This is a genomic window from Streptomyces sp. NPDC006512 (genome assembly GCF_040611935.1).
Lineage (GTDB): Bacteria > Actinomycetota > Actinomycetes > Streptomycetales > Streptomycetaceae > Streptomyces.
On sequence record NZ_JBEXPG010000048.1, the window covers coordinates 40172 to 59538 of the forward strand.

Here is a 19367-nt window from a genome sequence, read left to right on the forward strand (position 1 = left end):
TCCTTCGTTTCGAAGGGGCCCCGGTAGCCCAGCGGTAGAGGCCATGGATTCAAAACCCATTCAGCGTCGGTTCGAATCCGACCCGGGGCACTTCTCCTTCGATTTAAAGGTCGCCAAGAGGTTAGGCGATCTTCACTCGTCCTGGTGAACGAAACTTCGAATTACGGCCAAGCGGGCGAACGCCGACAAAACTCTCGCGCGTGGAGCACAATCCTTCGATTCGCGAAGAAGCTGTCGCCCTCCTCCGGAGGGGCATACCCAACCGCACGGTGGCCGAGCAATTCGGCATCCCGCGCGGAACCGTCGCCTGGTGGCGTCACGAGGACCGAAGAGTCCGGGGCGAAACCTACTCCCCGCCGACCGACTGCCCACCGTGTACCGGCCGAGACGTCCACCCGAGCGCGTACGCCTACCTTTTGGGCCTCTACCTCGGCGACGGCCACATCATCTCGAAGCCGAAGCAGCACCATCTATCGATCTTCTGCGACGCATCCTGGAGCGGCCTCGTCGATGCGGCGGAGGAAGCGATGCGCCTCGTCATGCCGCTGCCCCGCGTGAGCCGCCGCGCGAGGAAGGGCTGCATAGAGGTCAAGTCCCACACGCACCACTGGACGTGCCTGTTCCCGCAGCACGGGCCGGGGAAGAAACACGAGCGGCGGATCATCCTCGACGGGTGGCAGCAGGAGATCGTCGATGCGTACCCCTGGGAGTTCATCAAGGGGCTGATCCACTCCGACGGGTGCCGGATCACGAACTGGACCACCCGCATGGTCGGCGGGGAGCGCAAGCGGTACGAGTACCCGCGGTACTTCTTCACCAACAAGTCGGACGACATCCGTCGGCTGTGTACGGACACGCTCACCAAGGTGGGGGTCGAGTGGACGGTGCTCGCGCGGGGCAGTGACCCCTTCAACGTGTCGATCGCCCGCAAGGCGTCCGTCGCGTTGATGGACGCCCATGTGGGGCCGAAGCACTGAGCCGCGGCTACGGGAGGTCGCTGTCGCCGCCGAGGTTGTCGATCATGCGGCGCAGGACGTTGACGGCCGCCGTGTACTCGGGGGTGTCGATGCCGGCGTGCATGCGTTCGTGGACGGGGCGGGTGCGGGCCCGGGCGCGGCGGCGGCCTGCTTCGCCGGCTTCGGTGAGGGTGAGGCGGTGGTCGGGGGTTTCCGTGGTCCAGCCGCGGGTTGCGAGGTCGTCGTAGAGGGCTTCGAAGTCGAGGTGCTGGGTGTCGAAGCGGGCGAGTTTGGCGGTGAGGGTGGTGCGTGTCCAGGTGGCGGGGGTGGCGGAGAGGTGGTTGAGGATCCACCAGTGGGGCTGGGTGAGGTCTTCTTGGGCGAGGGCCTTGCGGATGCCGTTGATGATGATCGTGTTGGCCGCGCCGGTCCAGTAGCCGATGGCCTGGGCCGCGAGCTGCTCCTGGGGGTATTCCTTGAGCGTCATGGGAGGAACGTAAGACCTTGAGTTAACTTGAGGTCAAGGTGGCGCGCGGGGGTCGGCGTAGGGTGCGTACACGATTCGGCCACCACGGAATGGGGACTTCGGTGATGAGTGAGAAGGCTCGTAAGTTGTTCGACGCGCTGGATCTGGACCAGGACGGTGAGCTGACGCGGGTGGAGGTGATCAGCGCGTTGCGGTCGAAGGGGCCGACGTTGGCGGCTCGTGGGGATCTGCCGTTCTGGGGTGTGCAGGATGCGGAGGCGTCGTCGGCGTTGTTCGATGCGGCGGATGCGAATGGTGATGCGGTGTTGTCGTTCGAGGAGTTCGCGGCGGTGGTGGACCGGCGTTTCGGCTGGTGAGGCCGTGGGGCCGGCGGGGTCGTGGGGGCGGGGTGGGGTGGCGGTGGCCGCGTCGGGCCGGGAGGGTGCCCGACGCTGACCGGGGTGCGGGGTGCGGGGTGCGGGGGTGGGGGTTAGCGGACGGGGTCGCCGATGTGGTGGATGCGGACGAGGTTGGTCTTGCCGCTGACGCCGGGGGGTGAGCCGGCGGTGATGACGACGATGTCGCCGGGTACGCAGCGTCCGATGCGCAGGAGTTCTTCTTCGACCTGGGCGACCATGGCGTCGGTGGAGTCGACGTGGGGTCCGAGGAAGGTTTCGACGCCCCAGGTGAGGTTGAGCTGGGAGCGGGTGGCCTGGTCGGGGGTGAAGGCGAGGAGGGGGATGGGTGAGCGGTAGCGGGAGAGCCGGCGGACGGTGTCTCCGCTCTGGGTGAAGGCGACGAGGAACTTGGCGCCGAGGAAGTCGCCCATTTCGGCTGCGGCGCGGGCGACGGCTCCGCCTTGGGTGCGGGGTTTGTTGCGTTCGGTGAGGGGTGGGAGTCCCTTGGCGAGGATGTCTTCTTCGGCGGCTTCGACGATGCGGGACATGGTCCGCACGGTTTCGACGGGGTGTTTGCCGACGCTGGTTTCGCCGGAGAGCATGACGGCGTCGGTGCCGTCGATGACGGCGTTGGCGACGTCGGAGGCTTCGGCGCGGGTGGGGCGGGAGTTCTCGATCATCGAGTCGAGCATCTGGGTGGCGACGATGACGGGTTTGGCGTTGCGTTTGGCGAGTTTGACGGCGCGCTTTTGGACGATGGGGACTTGTTCCAGGGGCATTTCGACGCCGAGGTCGCCGCGGGCGACCATGATGCCGTCGAAGGCGGCGACGATGTCGTCGATGTTGTCGACGGCCTGGGGTTTTTCGATTTTGGCGATGACGGGGAGGCGGCGGCCTTCTTCGTCCATGATGCGGTGGACGTCTTCGATGTCGTGGCCGCTGCGGACGAAGGAGAGGGCGATGACGTCGGCGCCGGTGCGCAGGGCCCAGCGGAGGTCTTCGATGTCCTTGTCGGAGAGGGCGGGGACGGAGACGGCGACGCCGGGGAGGTTGAGTCCCTTGTGGTCGGAGACCATGCCGCCTTCGATGACGCGGGTGTGGACGCGGGGTCCGTCGATGGCGGTGACTTCGAGGGTGACGCGGCCGTCGTCGACGAGGATGCGTTCGCCGGTGGTGACGTCGGTGGCGAGTCCGTTGTAGGTGGTGCCGCAGGTGTGGCGGTCGCCGGGGTGGTCTTCGGTGGTGATGGTGAACTCGTCTCCGCGTTCAAGGAGTACGGGTCCTTCGTGGAAGCGGCCGAGGCGGATCTTCGGGCCTTGAAGGTCGGCGAGGATTCCGACGCTGCGGCCGGTTTCGTCGGAGGCTTTGCGGACGCGCTCGTAGCGCTCTTCGTGTTCGGCGTAGGTGCCGTGGCTGAGGTTGAGGCGGGCGATGTCCATTCCGGCTTCGACCAGGGCTTTGATCTGGTCGTATGAGTCGGTGGCGGGGCCCAGGGTGCAGACGATTTTCGCTCGGCGCATGGGTCGAGCGTATGCCCCTACCTGTGAGTAGGAAATTGGTTCCGGGTGTCGTCCCAACAACCTTTGGGCGAAAGCTTGTTGACATTTGTTGAATGTGCGTGGGGGTGCTCATCGGAGCACCCCCACGGTGCGTTTTGGGTGGGTTTCGCAGGGGTGCCGGGGTGGGTGTCAGAGCTGGGGCGGGGTCATGGTGAAGCGGGCGTTCACCTGTGCGTGGACGGTCTGGCGCTGGGGTTCGAGGTCGAGGGGCGGGGCGGTGTCGTCTTCGGTGGCGGTGGCGAAGGCCATGGTGCGCATGCCGCTGCCGCCGGGGCGGGCGAAGGGGGTTTCGTTCTCGGCGCCGAGGTCGGCGAGTTCGACGAGGGCGGCGAGGTCGGTGCCGAGGGCGTGGGCGTATTCGCGGGCGCGTTGGACGGCTTCGAGTACGGCTTGGCGGCGGGCTTCGCCGTGGGCGGGTGAGGTGGGGCGCAGGGCCCACCAGGGGCCGTCGACGCGGGTGAGTTCGAGGTCGGCGAGGCGGGTGGTGAGTTCGCCGAGGGTGGTGAAGTCGTTGAGTTCGGCGGTGATGTTGACGCGGCCGTGGTAGGCGCGGACGCGTTCGCCGCGGCCGTGGCGGGTGAGTTCGGGGGTGATGGAGAAGGCGCCGGTTTCGAGTTTTTCGACGGGTTCGCCGTAGCTCTTGATGAGTTCGAGGACGGTGTTGTTGCGTCGGGTGAGGTCTTCGAGTGCGGTGCGGCGGTCGGTGCCGCGGGCGTTGACGGTGATGGTGATGCGGGCGATTTCGGGTTCGACTTCGAGGGTGGCTTCGCCGCGGACGGCTACGCGGGGTACTTCGGGGGTTCCGTAGGGCTGGTGTGCGGTGTCCTGGGTCATGGTTTCACTGTCGCACCGTGGTTGGTGGGGGTGTGTGGTCATCGGATCGAAACCTGGTGGGGGTGTTGCGTCTTGTTACCCGTGGGTCAGAATCTACGCGCGTTGTTCAGGGCCTCACGAGGGAGATGGCATGACGTTCGACCGTAGGAAGTTCATGGGGGCTTCGGCCGCGACGGGTGCGGCCGTGGCGTTGGCGGGTGCCGCGGGCACGCCGGCCGCCGCCGCGCAGCAGGAGCAGGAGGGGGCGCGGGGGCGAGAGCCGCGGACGTACGCGTTCACGGTGATGGGGACGACGGATCTGCACGGGAACGTCTTCAACTGGGACTACTTCACGGACAAGGAGTTCGACGACAAGGCGCACAACGACGTGGGTCTGGCGAAGATCTCGACGTTGGTGGAGCGGGTGCGGGCGGAGAAGGGGCGGCGGAACACGCTGCTGATCGACGCGGGTGACACGATCCAGGGGACGCAGCTGTCGTACTACTACGCGAAGGTGGATCCGATCACGGCGCGGCGTGGTCCGGTGCATCCGATGGCGCGGGCGATGAACGCGATCGGTTATGACGCGGCGGCGCTGGGGAACCACGAGTTCAATTACGGGATTCCGGTGTTGCGGAAGTTCGAGGAGCAGTGTGATTTTCCGCTGCTGGGGGCGAACGCGCTGGATGCGAAGACGTTGCGGCCGGCGTTCGCGCCGTACAGCATGCACCGGTTGCGGACGCCGTGCGGGCGGGACGTGAAGGTGGCGGTGCTGGGGTTGACGAATCCGGGGATCGCGATCTGGGACAAGGCGAACGTGCAGGGGAAGATGACGTTCCCGGGTCTGGAGGAGCAGGCGGCGAAGTACGTGCCGCGGCTGCGGTCGATGGGTGCGGACGTGGTGATCGTGTCGGCGCATTCGGGGTCGAGCGGTACGTCTTCGTACGGTGATCAGTTGCCGTACGTGGAGAACGCGGCGGCTCTGGTGGCGGAGCAGGTGGCGGGGATCGACGCGATCCTGGTGGGTCACGCGCACACGGAGATCCCGGAGTACCGGGTGCGGAACGGGGCGACGGGCAAGGACGTGGTGCTGTCGGAGCCGTTGAAGTGGGGGCAGCGGTTGACGTTGTTCGACTTCGAGCTGGTGTGGGAGCGGGGTCGCTGGTCGGTGTCGAAGGTGGCGGCTCAGGTGCTGAATTCGAACACGGTGGCGGAGGACCGGAAGATCACGCGGTTGTTGTCGGACGAGCACCGGAAGGTGGTGGCGTACGTCAACCAGGTGATCGGTACGTCGACGCAGGCGATGTCGTCGGCGGAGGGTCCGGTGAAGGACGTGCCGGTCATCGATCTGATCAACCACGTGCAGGCGGAGACGGTGAAGGGGGCGTTGGCCGGTACGGAGTGGGCGGCGCTGCCGGTGTTGTCGCAGGCGTCGTGTTTCTCGCGGACGGCGGCGATACCGGCGGGTCAGGTGACGATCCGGGACGCGGCGGGGCTGTATCCGTTCGAGAACACGCTGGAGGCGCGGCTGCTGACGGGTGCGCAGGTGAAGGACTACCTGGAGTATTCGGCGCGGTACTACGTGCGGACGGCGCCGGGTGCGCCGGTGGATCCGGCGGCGTTGACGAACGCGGAGGGGATTCCGGACTACAACTACGACGCGGTGTACGGGCTGACGTACGACGTGGACGTGGCGCAGCCGGTGGGGTCGCGGATCGTGGGGTTGTCGTTCGAGGGCCGGGCGGTGGATCCGGGGGCGCGGTTCGTGTTGGCGGTGAACAACTACCGGGCCTCGGGTGGGGGGAATTTCCCGCATGTACCGCAGGCCAGGCAGTTGTGGGCGGATTCGGACGAGATCCGCAACACGATCGTGCAGTGGGTGAAGGCGAAGGGGACGGTGGATCCCGCGGGGTTCGCTTCGGTGGGGTGGCGGCTGACGCGGGCGGGTGTGCCGGTGTTCTAGGGGTGCTGCCCGGCGGTCGCCGTGTGGGGGCCGCCGTTCGGGCCGGCTAGGGGTGTTCGACCAGCGGGAGCAGTTCGCCTGTGGGGTGGGGGCGGGTGTGCTCCCGCTGTTCGAGGCCGAAGGTGGTGAAGGCGGTGCGGTGGGGCTGGGGGTAGGGCTCTTTGTCGGTGAGGGTGTTGAGGATGGCGGCGCTGCGCCAGGCGGCGAGGCCGAGGTCGGGGGCGCCGACGCCGTGGGTGTGGCGTTCGCCGTTCTGGACGTAGACGCTGCCGGTGACGGAGGGGTCGAGGATCATCCGGTGGCGGTCGTCGATGCGGGGGCGGCCGGAGGAGTCCTTGCGGAGGTAGGGGTCGAGGCCGGCGAGGAGGCTGGTGAGGGGGCGTTCGCGGTAGCCGGTGGCGAGGACGACGGCGTCGGTGGTGAGGCGGGTGCGGGTGCCCTGCTGGGTGTGTTCGAGGTGGAGCTCGATCTTGGTGGTGGCGACGCGGCCGGCGGTGCGGACGGTGACGCCGGGGGTGAGGACGGTGTCGGGCCAGCCGCCGTGGAGGGTGCGGCGGTAGAGCTCTTCGTGGATGGCGGCGATGGTGGCGGCGTCGATGCCCTTGTGGAGTTGCCATTGGGCGGGGACGAGCTGGTCGCGGACGGGTTCGGGGAGGGCGTGGAAGTAGCGGGTGTAGTCGGGGGTGAAGTGTTCGAGGCCGAGCTTGGAGTACTCCATGGGGGCGAAGGCGGGGGTGCGGGCGAGCCAGGTGAGGCCTTCGTGGCCGGTGGGGCGGCTGCGGAGGAGGTCGAGGAAGACTTCGGCTCCGGACTGGCCTGATCCGATGACGGTGACGTGGTCGGCGCCGAGGATGCGCTGCCGGTTGTCGAGGTAGTCGGCGGAGTGGATGACGGGGACGGTGGGGGCGTCGGCGAGGGGGCGCAGGGGTTCGGGTACGTAGGGGGCGGTGCCGATGCCGAGGGCGAGGTTGCGGGTGTAGGTGCGGCCGAGGGCTTCGGCTTCGCCGTCGGGGTCGAGTTGGGTGTAGTCGACTTCGAAGAGGTCGCGTTCGGGGTTCCAGCGGACGGCGTCGACCTGGTGGCCGAAGTGGAGTCCGGGGAGGCGGCCGGCGACCCAGCGGCAGTAGGCGTCGTATTCGGCGCGCTGGATGTGGAACTGCTCGGCGAAGTAGAAGGGGAAGAGGCGCTCTTTGTGCTTGAGGTAGTTGAGGAAGGTCCAGGGGCTGGTGGGGTCGGCGAGGGTGACGAGGTCGGCGAGGAAGGGGACTTGGAGGGTGGCTCCGTCGATGAGGAGTCCGGGGTGCCAGCGGAAGTCGCGGCGTTGGTCGTAGAAGGCGGTGGCGAGGGGGCCGATGCCTTGTTGGGGGAGGCCGTGGGCGAGGGCGGCGAGGGAGAGGTTGAAGGGGCCGATCCCGATTCCGACGAGGTCGTGGGGTGCGTCGAGTTGGGCGGTCATCGGTGGGTTCTGCCTTCCAGGAGGGTGACGAGGGTGTCCAGGTCCCGCGCGGTGGTGTGGGGGTTGAGGAGGGTGGCTTTGAGCCAGAGGCGGCCGTCGGTGGTGGTGCGGCCGAGGACGGCGGTGCCGTCGTGGAGGAGGGTGCGGCGCAGGGTGGCGAGGTGGTCGTCGTCCGTGGGGGTGGGCCGGAAGAGGACGGTGGTGATGGTGGGGGGTGCGTGGAGTTCGAAGCGGGGGTGTGCGTCGAGGAGTTCGGCGAGCCGGTGGGCTGCGGTGCAGGTGAGGTCGATGAGGTGGGCGAGGCCGTCGCGGCCGAGTGAGCGCAGGGTGGCGGCGATTTTGAAGGCGTCGGGGCGGCGGGTGGTGCGCAGGGAGCGGCCGAGGAGGTCGGGGAGGCCGGCTTCGGTGTCGTCGGTGGCGTTGAGGTAGTCGGCCTGGTGGGCGAGGGGGGTGAGGAGGTCCCGGTCGGGGACGAGGAGGAGGCCTGCGGCGACGGGTTGCCAGCCGAGTTTGTGCAGGTCGACGGTGAGGGAGTGGGCGCGGTGGAGTCCGGTGACCTTGTGGCGGTGGCGGGGGCTGAGGGCGAGGGGTCCGCCGTAGGCGGCGTCGATGTGGAGTTCGGCGCCGTGGTGGTGGCAGAGGTCGGCGATGGGGCCGAGGGGGTCGATGAGTCCGGCGTCGGTGGTGCCGGCGGTGGCGGTGACGAGTACGGGGCCGGGGGTGTGGGTGAGGGCTTCGGCGAGGGTGGCGGGGTCGAGCACGCCGGTGGGGGTGGGGAGGGTGGTGGCGGGGGGTAGTCCGAGGAGCCAGGCGGCGCGGGGGATGGAGTGGTGGGCGTTGGCGCCGTGGAGGACGGTGAGGTGGGGGCCGTGGCGTTCGCGGGCGAGGAGGAGGGCGAGTTGGTTGGCTTCGGTGCCGCCGGTGGTGAGGAGGGCGTCGGGGTGGGGGGTGTCGTAGAACGTGGTGGCGAGGGTGTGGGTGAGGCGGGCTTCGATGGCGGAGGCGGCGGGGGCCTGGTCCCAGGAGTCGAGGGAGGGGTTGAGGGCGCTGGCGGCGAGGTCGGCGGCGGCCGCGACGGCGAGGGGTGGGCAGTGCAGGTGGGCGGCGCACAGGGGGTGGGCGGGGTCGGCGGCGCCGGCGGCGAGGGTGTGGACGAGGGTGCGGAGTGCTTCGTGGTCGCCGGTTCCGTGGGTGGGGAACATGTCGCCGAGTGCGGTGTGGACGCGGGCGGTGACGGTTGCGGGGCCGCCGGCGGGGAGGGGGCCGTCGCGTTCGGCGGTTCCGGTGCGGAGGGCGTCGAGGACGGTGTCGATGAGGGGCCGCAGGGCTTCGGCTCCGCCGTGGCCGCCGGCGAGTGGGGGCGGCGGGGGCGGGGTGCGGGGCGGCTCGGTCATCCGGGGTCCTTCGCGGAGGCTGGGCGGGGACAGCCTGGTCCCCGCCCAGCTCAACGATCAGACCCGAATGGGGTAACCGCCGGGGTTTGTCCGCCTCTCCGGTGTCGGCCAGGCGTTCGAGGGGGGCCGTCGGGGCCGGGCGGGAGGGGCTGGGCCCGGGCGGGCAGGCCAGGCCGCACAGGCCGGGCCCCGCAGGCCGGGCCGCACAGACCGGGCCACGCAGGCCAGGCCGCATAGACCGGGCATGGTGGACCCGGACCAGGGGGCAGCCCTTGGCGGGCCGGGCCGGGCGGCCACCTGGGCGGGCCCCGGACCGGCCCGCGAGGGGCTGGCCCGCGGGACCGCGCCGGACGGGCCCGGCCAGGTGGGACCGGAACGACCGGGCCCGGGACGCGCCGGCCTTGCCGCGCGGGGCGATTGCCGGGGCCACCGAGCGGCCCCGGGTCTTGCGGGCGGCCCGCTTGGAGCGACCCGTGTCATGCCGGACCCGGTGGCCCCGACCCGGATGGACGCGGGGCTGCTTGAGACCGGGCCCGGCGGGGCCGAGCCGAGCCGGACTCCGGGGCCTCCCGGGCCCGGAGGGCCAGGAGGGCCAGGCAGGCCGGCGGCCCAGGCGGTCGGGGGCGACCGAGCGGACCGAGCAGGCCTGGCCGGACGGGCCGACCGGGGCGACCAGGGGCTACCGGACCAAGCGGACCGCACCGCCGGGCCGGACCAGGCCGAACCAAGCGCACTGGACGGGCCGTCCGCGCCGTCCGCGCCGTCCGCGGCGACCGGGGCGACCGGGGCGACCGGGGCGACCGGGGCTAGATGACCAGAGCGACCGGACCAATCGGGCCGCACCGCCGGCCGGGCCGAACCGAGAGGACCGCGCCGGGCCGCACCGGGCCGCGTTCACCGCACCGGGCCGGTCCGCACCGGGCCGGACCGCACCGGACCGCACCGGACCGCACCGGACCGCGCCGGGCCGGACCGCGCCGGACCGCACCGGGCCGGGCCGCACCGGGCCGCACCGGGCCGTCGGGCCGGGCCGGACCGGGCCGGAAGGACCGGGCCGCACCGCCGGGCCGGGCGGCCGGGCGGGCGGGCTGGGGGGTTAGGGGGTGGGGGTGCGGATTTGGAGGGCTCGGGCGAGGTCGTCGAGTTGGTCGACGAGCTTGCGGCGGAGGAGGGGGATGAGGTCGGGGTCGTCGAGGGTGGCGCGGCCGGTGCGGAGGTTGGCTTCGTCGATGGCGTGGGCGGGGAAGGCCCAGCGGCCGGCGGCTTCGGCGATGGCGGGGCCGCGGCGGGCTCCGAGGGCGACGGCTTCGGGGTAGTAGCGGGGTACGTAGTCCTGGACGAGGTGGGCCTGTTCGGGCTGCCAGAAGCCCTGGGCGGTGGCGGTGAAGAGGTAGTTGGAGAGGGTGTCGTCGTGGAAGAGGCGCTGCCAGGCGGCGGCTTTGGCCTCGGCGGTGGGCAGGGCGGCGCGGCAGCGGGCGGCGCCCTGCTGTCCGGTGGCGCTGGGGTCGGCTTCGAGGGCGGCGTCGATGGTGTCCTCGTCGAGGGCGCCGAGTACGGCGAGGCGGGCGAGGATGCGCCAGCGCAGTTCGGGGTCGAGTTCGGGGCCGCCGTTGACGGTGCCGTCGGCGAGCCAGGCCGCGAGGGTGTCGGGGTGGGTGGCGCTGTCGATGAGGACGCGGACGGCGGCGAGGCGCAGGCCGGGGTCGGTGCCGTCCTCGGTGCGGCGCAGGAGGTCGCGGGTGAGGGAGGTGATGAGGGTGAGGGCGGCGGCGCGTTCGGTGGGGGCGAGGTAGCGGTCGGCGATGTGGTGGCGGGCGAAGCCGAGGACGCCCTGGACGACGGCGAGGTCGGTTTCCTCGGGGAGGTGGGCGTCGGCGGTGGTGAGGTAGGCGCCGGGTTCGAGTTCGCCGTCGCGGACCATGTCGCGCAGGGAGCCCCAGACGACGGCGCGGGTGAGGGGGTCGGGGATGCGGGAGAGGGAGCGCAGGGCGGTTTCGAGGGAGAGTTCGTCGAGGCGGATCTTGGCGTAGCCGAGGTCTCCGTCGTTGAGGACGAGGAGGTCGGGGCGGCGGCCGCTGCCGGAGAGGATCTCGTCGGTGGGGACGTCGATGCCGAGGAGTTCGCCGCGTTCGAGGAGGCCGTCGGGGGCGAGGGCGTAGGTGCCGGCGGTGATGTGGTGGGGGCGGCTGCCGGTGCGGTCGACGGTGAGGGTCCAGCCTCCGGGGCTTTCCTCGATGCGGGGGGTGAGGGTGTCGACGCCGGTGGTGCGCAGCCATGCCCGGGCCCAGGTGTGGACGTCGCGGTCGGTGTGGGCGGCGAGGGAGTCGACGAAGTCGGCGAGGGAGGCGTTGGCGAACTTGTGGCGGGCGAAGTGGGTGTTGATGCCGGCGAGGAAGTCCTTCTCGCCGAGCCAGGCGACGAGCTGGCGCAGGGCGGAGGCGCCCTTGGCGTAGGAGATGCCGTCGAAGTTGAGGAGGGCGGAGGCGGTGTCGGGGACGTCGTCGGGGGCGGGGGCGACGGGGTGGGTGGAGGGGCGCTGGTCGGCGTCGTAGCCCCAGGGCTTGCGTTCCATGCCGAATTCGGTCCAGGTGCCGGTGAAGCGGGTGGCTTCGGTGAGGGTCTGGTAGCCCATGTATTCGGCGAAGGATTCGTTGAGCCAGATGTCGTCGAACCAGGTGAGGGTGACGAGGTCGCCGAACCACATGTGGGCCATTTCGTGGGCGATGACCATGGCGCGGCGCTGGCGTTCGGTGTCGGTGACGGCGGAGCGGAAGACGAACTCGTCGCGGAAGGTGACGAGGCCGGGGTTCTCCATGGCGCCGGCGTTGAATTCGGGGACGAAGGCCTGGTCGTAGGAGTCGAAGGGGTAGGGCTCGGCGAACTTCTCGTGGTAGCGGTCGTAGCAGTCGGTGGTGACGGAGAGGATTTCTGCGGCGTCGGCGTCGAGGTGGGGGGCGAGGGACTTGCGGCAGTGGATGCCGAAGGGGAGTCCGGCGTGTTCGGTGGTGATGCTGTGCCAGGGGCCGGCGGCGACGGCGGCGAGGTAGGTGGAGATGACGGGGGTGGGGGCGGACGTCCAGGTGGCGGTGTCGTCTTCGCGGTGGCCGGTGCGGGTGGTGATGCCGTTGGCGAGGACAGTCCAGTGGGCGGGGGCGGTGACGGTGAACTCGAAGACGGCCTTGAGGTCGGGCTGGTCGAAGGCCGGGAAGACGCGCTGGACGTCGTCGAGGAACATCTGGGAGTAGACGTACGTCTCGCCGTCCGCGGGGTCGGTGAAGCGGTGGAGGCCTTCGCCGGTGCGGGAGTAGCGCATGCGGGTGTCGGCGCGCAGCTCGTGGGGGCCGGTGGTGAGGCCGGTGAGGGGGAGGCGGTTGCCGGTGAGGGTGGCGGGGTCGAGGGGGCGGCCGTCGAGCGTGGCGGAGCGCAGTTCGTCCGGTTTCAGTTCCACGAAGGTGTCTCCGGCGGCGCGTGCGCTGAAGCGGATGACGGTGGTGGAGTCGAAGGTGTCGTCGCCGGTGGTGAGGTCGAGGGTGACGGCGTAGTGGTGGACGTCGAGGAGCTCGGCTCGGAGCTGCGCTTCGTTGCGCGTCAGTGCGGACATGAGGTCATGCTGCCTGACGGGCGGGCCGTGCCCCAGGGGGTGTCGGCGGGGTGGCGCCGGTGTTCCCGCGGGGGGTGGCCGGCGCCGGTCCGGGGGGTGGTTATTCTTCGCCGGCCGCGATGGTCTCGTGGTGGCGGATGACCTCGGCGATGATGAAGTTGAGGAGCTTCTCGGCGAAGGCCGGGTCGAGCTTGGCGTTCTCGGCGAGCTGGCGGAGCCGGGCGATCTGGCTGGCTTCGCGGCCGGGGTCGGCGGGGGGCAGCTGGTGGCGGGCCTTGAGGTGGCCGACCTGCTGGGTGCATTTGAAGCGCTCGGCGAGCATGTGGACCACGGCCGCGTCGATGTTGTCGATGCTGTCGCGCAGGCGGGACAGTTCCGCGGCGACGGACTCGTCGATATCGCTGTTGTTCATGGTTCCCGAGAATACGTGGCGTGCGGGAGGGGTTTTCGGGGGTGGCCGGTCCGTGAGACGGGGGCGGGCGGGGCGGGGTCACAGGCGCAGGGTGGCGGTGACGAGCCAGCCTCCTTCGGGGGCGGGGCCGGCGGTGAGGGTGCCGCCGAGGGCTTCGGCGCGTTCGGCCATTCCGGCGAGGCCGTAGCCGCCGCCGCGGGCCTTTTCGGAGAGGCGGGCGGGGTGGCCGCCGTCGTCGGCGATGCGGATTTCGAGGCCTTCGGGGACGGTGCGCAGGCTGATGCGGACGGCGGTGGCGGTGGCGGCGTGTTTGCCGATGTTGGTGAGGGCTTCGAGGACGATGCGGTGGGCGGTGGCGGCGACGTCGCCGGGGAGGCGGGTGTCGAGGCCTTCTTCGATGTGGAGGGCGACGGGCGGGCCGGTGACGGTGAAGCGTTCGGTGAGCTCGCGGAGGTCGGCGAGGCCGGCGACGGGGGTGGTGGCGGGGGCGGGTGTGCGGTCGTCGTCGTTGTCGCGGAGGATCTTGACGAGGCGGCGCATGGAGCCGAGGGCTTCGTCGCCGGCGGTTTCGATGCGGCCGAAGATTTCGGCGGCGCGTTCGGCGGAGACCTGGGTGAAGCGGGCGGCGCGGGCCTCGACGACGATGCCGGTGACGTGGTGGGCGACGAGGTCGTGGAGCTCGCGGGCGAGTTCGAGGCGTTCGGCGGTGCGGACGGCGCGGAGTTCGCGGACGCGTTGGACGGACTGGAGGCGCAGGAGGAGGGAGTAGGCGGCGACGACGACGGCGAGGACGGAAAAGAGCAGGGTGAAGCGGCCGGGGTCGGTGTCGCGGACGGGTGCGGCCATGCAGCCGAGGCCGAGGAGGGGGCCGAGGGTGGCGGCGGTGCGGGCGGGGGCGCGCAGGAGGACCTGGGAGAGGAGGACGAGCAGGGCGATGGCTTCGCCGCCGCCCCAGACGACGAGGGGGTGGTTGCCGAAGACGAGGAGGAGGAGGGTGACGGTCCAGGTGGTGGCGGCCGCGAACCAGGCGCGGGTCAGGAGGGGGATGCGGGGCCAGGGTGCGGCGCTGAGGCAGACGAGGATGCCGGAGACCCAGACGGCGGCGTGGGGGAGGCTGGGCTGGCGGGCGAGGACGACGCCCTCGAAGGTGACGAGGGCGAGGAGCAGCATGGAGAGGAAAAGCCGGATCCAGTCGGCGGCGTGCGGGTGACGCCGCGCCCAGCTCGCGAGCGGACTCACCGTGGGCCTCCGGCGGGCGGGGTGTGACGTACGCGGTTCGCGGCCGGCGAGGACCACGTACGGATCCCCGACGGGGGCGGCTCGGGCCGTACGCCGCCTCCCTGCGGCGGCGCGGGCGACGCGGCGGCGCCGCGCGGCGCGGGACGTAGCGGAGCTCCCGGGGGCGGGGGTGGTGCCGACGGCGGTGCGGGCCGGGCGGCGGGCACGGGCGGCGCGGAAAGCGCGGGGGCTTTCGGCCGGGGTGGCACGGCGGCTTCCGGGCGCGGCGGGGCGGGCCGGGCGGCAAATGCGGGCGGCGCGGGGGCTTCCGACGGCAGGGGCGGCGCGAGGCGCACCGCGGCCCCGGGCGGCGTGGGACGTACGGCGCCTCCCTGCGGCGGGAACAGCGAGGACGGTCCCGGGTGCGGCGGGGCGGGCTGGGCGGCGGGGCCGGGCTGCGGGGAGAGCGCAGAGGCTTCCGGTGGGGGTGGTGCCGCGGGGCATGGCGGCGGCGCGGGCCGGGCGGCGGGCACGGGCGGCGCGGAAAGCGCGGGGGCTCCCGGCCAGGGCGGCACGACGGCTTCAGCCCGCGGCGGCGGCGCGGGATGCAGCGCGGCCCAGGGCGGCGCGGGACGCACGGCGCCTTCCTGCGGCGGGAACAGCGAGGACGGTCCCGGCGGCGGCGCGGGCCGGGCTGCGGGCTCGGGCGGCGCGGAAAGCGCGGGGGCTCCCGGCCAGGGCGGCACGACGGCTTCCGCCCGCGGCGGCGGCGCGGGATGCACCGCGGCCCCGGGCGGCGCGGGACGTACGGCGCCTTCCTGCGGCGGGAACGGCGAGGACGGTCCCGGCGGCGGCGCGGGCCGGGCGGCGGGGGCGGGCTGAGGGGAGGGCGCGGAGGCTTTCGGCCGGGGTGGCGCGAGGGCTTCCGACGGCAGGCTCGGCTGGGCGGGCTGGGTGGTGGGGGTGGGTTGTGGGGAGGGTGTGGGGGATTTCGGTGGGGGTGCGGGGCGTGCCGGGGCCGGGGGTGGTGTGGGGGGTCGGCGCGGGGGCGGGCCGGGGTGGGGGTGGGTCACGCCGTGGTGGCGGCCAGGCCGCTTTCCCAGGCCCAGGCGGCGATCTCGACGCGGTTGCGGGCGTCGAGTTTGGCCTGGACGTTGGCCAGGTGGGTTTTGACGGTGGACAGCGATACGTACAGTTCGGCGGCGATCTCGGCGTTGGTCATCCCGCGGGCGAGGCAGCGTACGACGTCCCGTTCGCGTTCCGTGAGGGGCTCGGCGGGGCGGCGGGCGGCCTGGGCGGCGGGGATGCGGGGGGCCATTTCGCGCAGCAGTCGTACGGTGATGGCGGGTGAGACGAGGGAGTCGCCGACGGCCGCCGCCCGTACCGCTTCAACCAGCATGGCCGGGCTCGCGTCCTTCAGGAGGAAGCCGGAGGCTCCGCCGTGGAGCGCCGCGTGGACGTACTCGTCGAGGTCGAAGGTGGTGACGATGACGATGCGCGGTTTGTCCTGGCCGGCGAGGCGGCGGGTGACTTCGAGTCCGTCGAGGCGGGGCATGCGGATGTCGAGGAGGAGGACGTCGGGCTGGTGCGCGGCGACGGCGGCCAGTGCGGCTTCGCCGTCGACGACGTCGGCGACGACCTCGATGTCGGGCATGCTTTCGAGGATCATGCGGAAGCCGGTTCTGACCATTTCCTGGTCGTCCGCGATGACCACTCTGATCGCCATGCGCTGCCTGCCCCACTGTCGCCCGCTGCCGCCGATGGACTCTTCCCATCGGACCGGTGCGGGCGCCGGTCCGCAACCGCACAGCGGGCCGCCGGGAGGGTGCCGCGGGGCCGGGACAGCGGTGTTCCAGCCTCGCGGTACGTCTCTCGACGGTAGGTGCGTTCGGGGCGGGGCGCTTCGTCCTTCCGGCCGGTTCGTGGCCGGCCGGAAGGACGACGGGGTGCCGTGCGGGGTGCCGTGCGGGGTGCCTCGGGCGGTGCTGGTGCCACGAGCCGTGCCACGAGCCGTGCCGCCAGCCGTGCCGCGGGGCGTGCCGCGGGCCGTGCCGCTAGAGGGTCGCCGCGGCGTTCTTGATCTGGTTGGCGAAGGTGGAGACCTCCGTGTACACCCCGGGGTAGTCGGGGCGGGCGCAGCCCTGGCCCCAGCTGACGATGCCGACCTGGATCCAGGCGTTGGCGTTGTCGCGGCGGAACATGGGGCCGCCGGAGTCACCCTGACAGGTGTCGACGCCGCCCTGGGCGAAGCCGGCGCAGATCTCCTCGCCGGGGACGATGTCGCCGCCGTAGGAGCTCTGGCAGGAGGCGTCGGAGACGAAGGGGACGGTGGCCTTCATCAGGTAGCGCTGCTGACCGCCGCCCTCGCGGGTGGCGCCCCAGCCGGCGACGGTGAAGGTGCCGTTGTCGTAGGCCTTCGTCTCGGCGATCTTCAGGGTGGGCAGGTTGATGGGCTTGGCGAGCTTGATCAGGGCCCAGTCCTTGCCCGTGCCGTTGTAGCCGGGGGCCTGGAGGACCTTGGTGGACTTGACCTTGATGGCGCTGGAGCTGTTGAGGTCGACGACGCCGGCGGTGGCGGTGATGGAGGTGTTGTTGCCGGAGCCGTTCACGCAGTGGGCGGCGGTGAGGACGATCTGCTGGGTGTAGAGGGCTCCGCCGCAGCCCATGGAGAGGCGGACCATGAAGGGGAACTCGCCCTGCGCGGCGCGGGTTCCGCCGACGACGGGGGCCTGGGCGGCGCCGGCGCTGGCGGGCTGGAGGCTGGCGGCCGCGAGGGCGACGGCGCCGACGGCGAGGGTGCGCTTGAGGAATCTGGCAAGGGTGGCCATGGTCGACACGCTGCCTTTCGTGGGGGGTTGGGCCGTGCGCGTCATCGGGTGAATGACGGGTCCATGACACATCCGAACGCCGGATCCCATCAAGAACGCGTTTTCGGACAACTTCCGGCCGGGGAGGCGGCGTGACGCAGAACGGCAGGCACAACAGCCCCGTCGAGCACGGATTTCCGCACCTGGAGACCGTCCGCGCCTCGCTCACGGCCCTGTTCCGCCGCCTGTCCCCTGCGGGCGTCCGGGCCTACGCCACGAGCGTCACCCCGGCCGACGCGGCGTTCGGCGACGCCGATGACCTGCACCTCGGCGCCCACCGGGTGGCCTCCGCGATGGTGCGCGCCCTCCGGCTGCCGGACGCGCGCGTGGTGGTCGCGTTCCGGCCGATGCGGGACGCGGCGTCGGTGGAGCTGACGGCGGGTCCGGAGTACTTCGTCGAGGTGAACGACCGCTTCCGCGGGCACCGGCGGGATCTGGCCGCCGCGCTGGCCCACGAGGTCACCCACGTCCTGCTGCACCGCCTGGACCTGCGGATGCCCACCACGGCGGAGGACGAGATCCTCACCGACACGGCCGCCGCCTACCTCGGGGCCGGCTGGCTGCTCCTCGACGCCTACCGGGAGGACGCGCTGAGCCACCAGAAGCTCGGCTACCTCACCCCCGAGGAGTTCGGCTACGTCCTGGCCAAGCGGGCCCTCCACTTCGGGGAGGACCCCTCCCCCTGGTTCAGCAGCCCGCAGGCCTACGAGGCGTACGCGCGCGGCCGCGCCCTGGCCGTCCGGGACCTCGGCCGGGCGCCCCTGGCGGCCGCGGGCCCGCTGGAGCGGCTGCGCTACGCGCGGGCCCGCCGCGAGGGGAGCGGCCCGCCGCGCGGGGCGGCGTACCGCTTCGAACGGTGCGCGGGAGAGCGGCGGGTGAGCTTCCCCTGCCCGGTGTGCGCGCAGCGGCTGCGGGTCGCGGTGCGGGGGCCGTCGAGGGTGCGGTGCGGGGTCTGCCGCACGGTGCTGGATTGCGACACGTAGGCCGTCCTCCCGTCCCCGCGCGAGGGGGATTCACCGGGCGGCTACGAAAAGTTTCCTACCGACCGGTAGACAAGGGGTCCGCGCTCATCGAGCCTGGTCGCGTACATGCCAATCCTGTGACCGAGGAGCGCCCCCACATGCGCAGCACCCGCCGCACCTTCCCCACCCGTACGGTCCTTTCCCGCCACGGCGCCGCCGCCGGCGCGGCCGTCGCGGGCGTCGTCCTGGCCCTCCTGCCCGCCGCCTCCGCCGGGGCGGCCCCGGCCCCCGCGCCGCGGCCCGCCACCGCGCCGGCCGCCGTCACCGCCTCCGCGCCCGGGGGCAACGCGGCGATCCTCGGCATCGACTACGCCACCTGGCAGCGCGACGTCGCCGCCGTCATCGACGCGGCCCGTCCCGCGATCGAGCAGCGCATCGCCGCCTCCCCGGCCGGGGAGAAGCCGGCGATCGTCCTCGACATCGACAACTCCTCGCTGGAGACGGACTTCCACTGGTTCTGGACCTTCCCGACACCGGCGATCGGCAAGGTCCGCGAGCTGACCCGGTACGCGCACGACCGGGGCGTCGCTATCTTCTTCGTCACCGCCCGCCCGGGGATCATCTACTCCCTGACCGAGCACAACCTCAAGGCGGTCGGCTACCCCGTCTCGGGCCTCTACGTCCGTGACCTGCCCGACCTGTTCGGCGAGGTGAGCGCCTACAAGACCGGCAAGCGCGCCGAGATCGAGGCCCGCGGCTACACGATCATCGCGAACATCGGGAACAAGCAGAGCGACCTGGTCGGCGGCCACGCCGAACGCACCGTCAAGCTCCCGGACTACGACGGCAAGCTGTCCTGACCGACGGCGCGCGCGGGGTGCCGGCGGCCGTCAGGCGCCGCCGCCCCCGCCGCAGCCGCCTCCCCCACCGCCACCGCCACAGGAACCGCCCCCGTCACCGCCGAGCCCGCCGAGCCCGACGCCTTCACCGCCGCCGCCCCGGCTTCCGCCCGGGCCGCCCGCGCCGCCCGGGCCGCCCGAGCCGACGATCAGCACCATGCCCAGGGCGAACGACACGACCACGGGCACGAGGGCGATCGCCGCGGTCCACGCCCCCAGCCCGTCCTGCACGTCCTGGAGTCCGGGATCCACGGCGACCCACACCAGGGCGCCCCAGGTACCGGCGCACAGCACTCCACTGACCAGGGCCCAGACCGCGTCCCGGTTCACTCCCCCGCCGCCTTCGTCTTCACACCGCCGTTGTCCCCGCGCCCCGACCGCGGAACACGGACGTCCGGCCCAC

Annotated in this window: 16 protein-coding genes and 1 tRNA gene; 6 read left to right on the plus strand and 11 right to left on the minus strand. The window is 72.0% G+C overall.

Annotated elements, in window-relative coordinates; all coding sequences use genetic code 11:
• Positions 1–17: 17 nt before the first annotated feature.
• Together ABZZ17_RS28500 and ABZZ17_RS28505 are read left to right on the plus strand one after the other, a co-directional pair.
• A tRNA-Leu gene (locus tag ABZZ17_RS28500) sits at positions 18–90 on the plus strand.
• 128 nt (positions 91–218) lie between these two features.
• The gene (locus ABZZ17_RS28505; RefSeq protein ID WP_356880065.1) at positions 219–977 is read left to right on the plus strand and encodes a helix-turn-helix domain-containing protein; all 759 of its coding nucleotides are present in this window, start codon (positions 219–221) and stop codon (positions 975–977) included.
• Positions 978–984: 7 nt separating this feature from the next.
• Here ABZZ17_RS28505 and ABZZ17_RS28510 read toward each other — a convergent pair whose 3' ends face one another.
• Positions 985–1443 carry a MarR family transcriptional regulator gene (locus ABZZ17_RS28510; RefSeq protein WP_356880014.1) on the minus strand — a complete coding sequence of 153 codons (459 nt, stop codon included), beginning with the start codon at positions 1441–1443 and terminating at the stop codon, positions 985–987.
• Positions 1444–1547: 104 nt separating this feature from the next.
• On the opposite strand from ABZZ17_RS28510, the gene ABZZ17_RS28515 reads away from it, so the two are divergent.
• Positions 1548–1799 carry an EF-hand domain-containing protein gene (locus ABZZ17_RS28515; RefSeq protein WP_356880016.1) on the plus strand — a complete coding sequence of 84 codons (252 nt, stop codon included), beginning with the start codon at positions 1548–1550 and terminating at the stop codon, positions 1797–1799.
• Between the two features lie 113 nt (positions 1800–1912).
• Here ABZZ17_RS28515 and pyk read toward each other — a convergent pair whose 3' ends face one another.
• Together pyk and ABZZ17_RS28525 are read right to left on the minus strand one after the other, a co-directional pair.
• On the minus strand, positions 1913–3340 hold the full coding sequence (gene pyk, locus ABZZ17_RS28520) for a pyruvate kinase (RefSeq protein WP_356880018.1): 1428 nt from the start codon (positions 3338–3340) through the stop codon (positions 1913–1915).
• A gap of 168 nt (positions 3341–3508) precedes the next feature.
• The gene (locus ABZZ17_RS28525) at positions 3509–4213 is read right to left on the minus strand and encodes an SIMPL domain-containing protein (RefSeq protein WP_356880020.1); all 705 of its coding nucleotides are present in this window, start codon (positions 4211–4213) and stop codon (positions 3509–3511) included.
• A gap of 130 nt (positions 4214–4343) precedes the next feature.
• Between ABZZ17_RS28525 and ABZZ17_RS28530 the strand changes: the two genes are divergently transcribed.
• The gene (locus tag ABZZ17_RS28530) at positions 4344–6155 is read left to right on the plus strand and encodes a 5'-nucleotidase C-terminal domain-containing protein (protein WP_356880022.1); all 1812 of its coding nucleotides are present in this window, start codon (positions 4344–4346) and stop codon (positions 6153–6155) included.
• Positions 6156–6201: 46 nt separating this feature from the next.
• Here the strand turns inward: ABZZ17_RS28530 and ABZZ17_RS28535 are convergent, their stop codons facing one another.
• From ABZZ17_RS28535 to ABZZ17_RS28565, 7 genes are all read right to left on the minus strand, one after another.
• The gene (locus ABZZ17_RS28535) at positions 6202–7611 is read right to left on the minus strand and encodes a SidA/IucD/PvdA family monooxygenase (protein ID WP_356880024.1); all 1410 of its coding nucleotides are present in this window, start codon (positions 7609–7611) and stop codon (positions 6202–6204) included.
• Entirely contained in the window at positions 7608–9005 is a 1398-nt protein-coding gene (locus ABZZ17_RS28540; RefSeq protein WP_356880026.1) for an aminotransferase class V-fold PLP-dependent enzyme, read from the minus strand. Before ABZZ17_RS28540 ends, ABZZ17_RS28535 begins: the two co-directional genes overlap by 4 nt.
• 1096 nt (positions 9006–10101) lie before the next feature.
• A complete protein-coding gene (gene pepN / locus ABZZ17_RS28545; RefSeq protein WP_356880028.1) occupies positions 10102–12606 on the minus strand; it encodes an aminopeptidase N in 2505 nt (834 codons plus the stop codon).
• Positions 12607–12706: 100 nt separating this feature from the next.
• Complete coding sequence (locus ABZZ17_RS28550) at positions 12707–13018, minus strand: chorismate mutase (RefSeq protein WP_356880030.1); 312 nt, start codon at positions 13016–13018, stop codon at positions 12707–12709.
• 78 nt (positions 13019–13096) lie between these two features.
• Positions 13097–14257, minus strand: coding sequence for a histidine kinase (locus tag ABZZ17_RS28555; RefSeq protein ID WP_356880032.1), 1161 nt, complete (start codon positions 14255–14257; stop codon positions 13097–13099).
• A 1048-nt stretch (positions 14258–15305) separates the two neighbouring features.
• Positions 15306–15962 (minus strand): response regulator transcription factor, encoded by a 657-nt coding sequence (locus ABZZ17_RS28560; protein ID WP_356880034.1) that lies wholly within the window; start codon positions 15960–15962, stop codon positions 15306–15308.
• 328 nt (positions 15963–16290) lie between these two features.
• Complete coding sequence (locus tag ABZZ17_RS28565) at positions 16291–17064, minus strand: serine protease (RefSeq protein ID WP_356880036.1); 774 nt, start codon at positions 17062–17064, stop codon at positions 16291–16293.
• A gap of 131 nt (positions 17065–17195) precedes the next feature.
• On the opposite strand from ABZZ17_RS28565, the gene ABZZ17_RS28570 reads away from it, so the two are divergent.
• Together ABZZ17_RS28570 and ABZZ17_RS28575 are read left to right on the plus strand one after the other, a co-directional pair.
• A complete protein-coding gene (locus ABZZ17_RS28570) occupies positions 17196–18086 on the plus strand; it encodes a hypothetical protein (RefSeq protein WP_356880038.1) in 891 nt (296 codons plus the stop codon).
• A 137-nt stretch (positions 18087–18223) separates the two neighbouring features.
• Positions 18224–18925: an HAD family acid phosphatase gene (locus ABZZ17_RS28575; RefSeq protein ID WP_356880040.1), complete on the plus strand. Its 702-nt coding sequence runs from the start codon at positions 18224–18226 to the stop codon at positions 18923–18925.
• 30 nt (positions 18926–18955) lie between these two features.
• Here the strand turns inward: ABZZ17_RS28575 and ABZZ17_RS28580 are convergent, their stop codons facing one another.
• Positions 18956–19294 carry a hypothetical protein gene (locus tag ABZZ17_RS28580; protein WP_356880042.1) on the minus strand — a complete coding sequence of 113 codons (339 nt, stop codon included), beginning with the start codon at positions 19292–19294 and terminating at the stop codon, positions 18956–18958.
• Positions 19295–19367 lie beyond the last annotated feature (73 nt).

Excerpts from the sequence above, each read along its gene's own strand:
- ABZZ17_RS28575 (WP_356880040.1), top strand. The coding sequence starts at position 18,224 with ATGCGCAGCACCCGCCGCACCTTCCCCACCCGTACGGTCCTTTCCCGC.
- ABZZ17_RS28550 (WP_356880030.1), bottom strand. The coding sequence starts at position 13,018 with ATGAACAACAGCGATATCGACGAGTCCGTCGCCGCGGAACTGTCCCGC.
- ABZZ17_RS28565 (WP_356880036.1), bottom strand. The coding sequence starts at position 17,064 with ATGGCCACCCTTGCCAGATTCCTCAAGCGCACCCTCGCCGTCGGCGCC.
- ABZZ17_RS28510 (WP_356880014.1), bottom strand. The coding sequence starts at position 1,443 with ATGACGCTCAAGGAATACCCCCAGGAGCAGCTCGCGGCCCAGGCCATC.
- ABZZ17_RS28540 (WP_356880026.1), bottom strand. The coding sequence starts at position 9,005 with ATGACCGAGCCGCCCCGCACCCCGCCCCCGCCGCCCCCACTCGCCGGC.
- ABZZ17_RS28530 (WP_356880022.1), top strand. The coding sequence starts at position 4,344 with ATGACGTTCGACCGTAGGAAGTTCATGGGGGCTTCGGCCGCGACGGGT.
- ABZZ17_RS28535 (WP_356880024.1), bottom strand. The coding sequence starts at position 7,611 with ATGACCGCCCAACTCGACGCACCCCACGACCTCGTCGGAATCGGGATC.
- ABZZ17_RS28525 (WP_356880020.1), bottom strand. The coding sequence starts at position 4,213 with ATGACCCAGGACACCGCACACCAGCCCTACGGAACCCCCGAAGTACCC.
- ABZZ17_RS28560 (WP_356880034.1), bottom strand. The coding sequence starts at position 15,962 with ATGGCGATCAGAGTGGTCATCGCGGACGACCAGGAAATGGTCAGAACC.
- ABZZ17_RS28515 (WP_356880016.1), top strand. The coding sequence starts at position 1,548 with ATGAGTGAGAAGGCTCGTAAGTTGTTCGACGCGCTGGATCTGGACCAG.
- pyk (WP_356880018.1), bottom strand. The coding sequence starts at position 3,340 with ATGCGCCGAGCGAAAATCGTCTGCACCCTGGGCCCCGCCACCGACTCA.
- pepN (WP_356880028.1), bottom strand. The coding sequence starts at position 12,606 with ATGTCCGCACTGACGCGCAACGAAGCGCAGCTCCGAGCCGAGCTCCTC.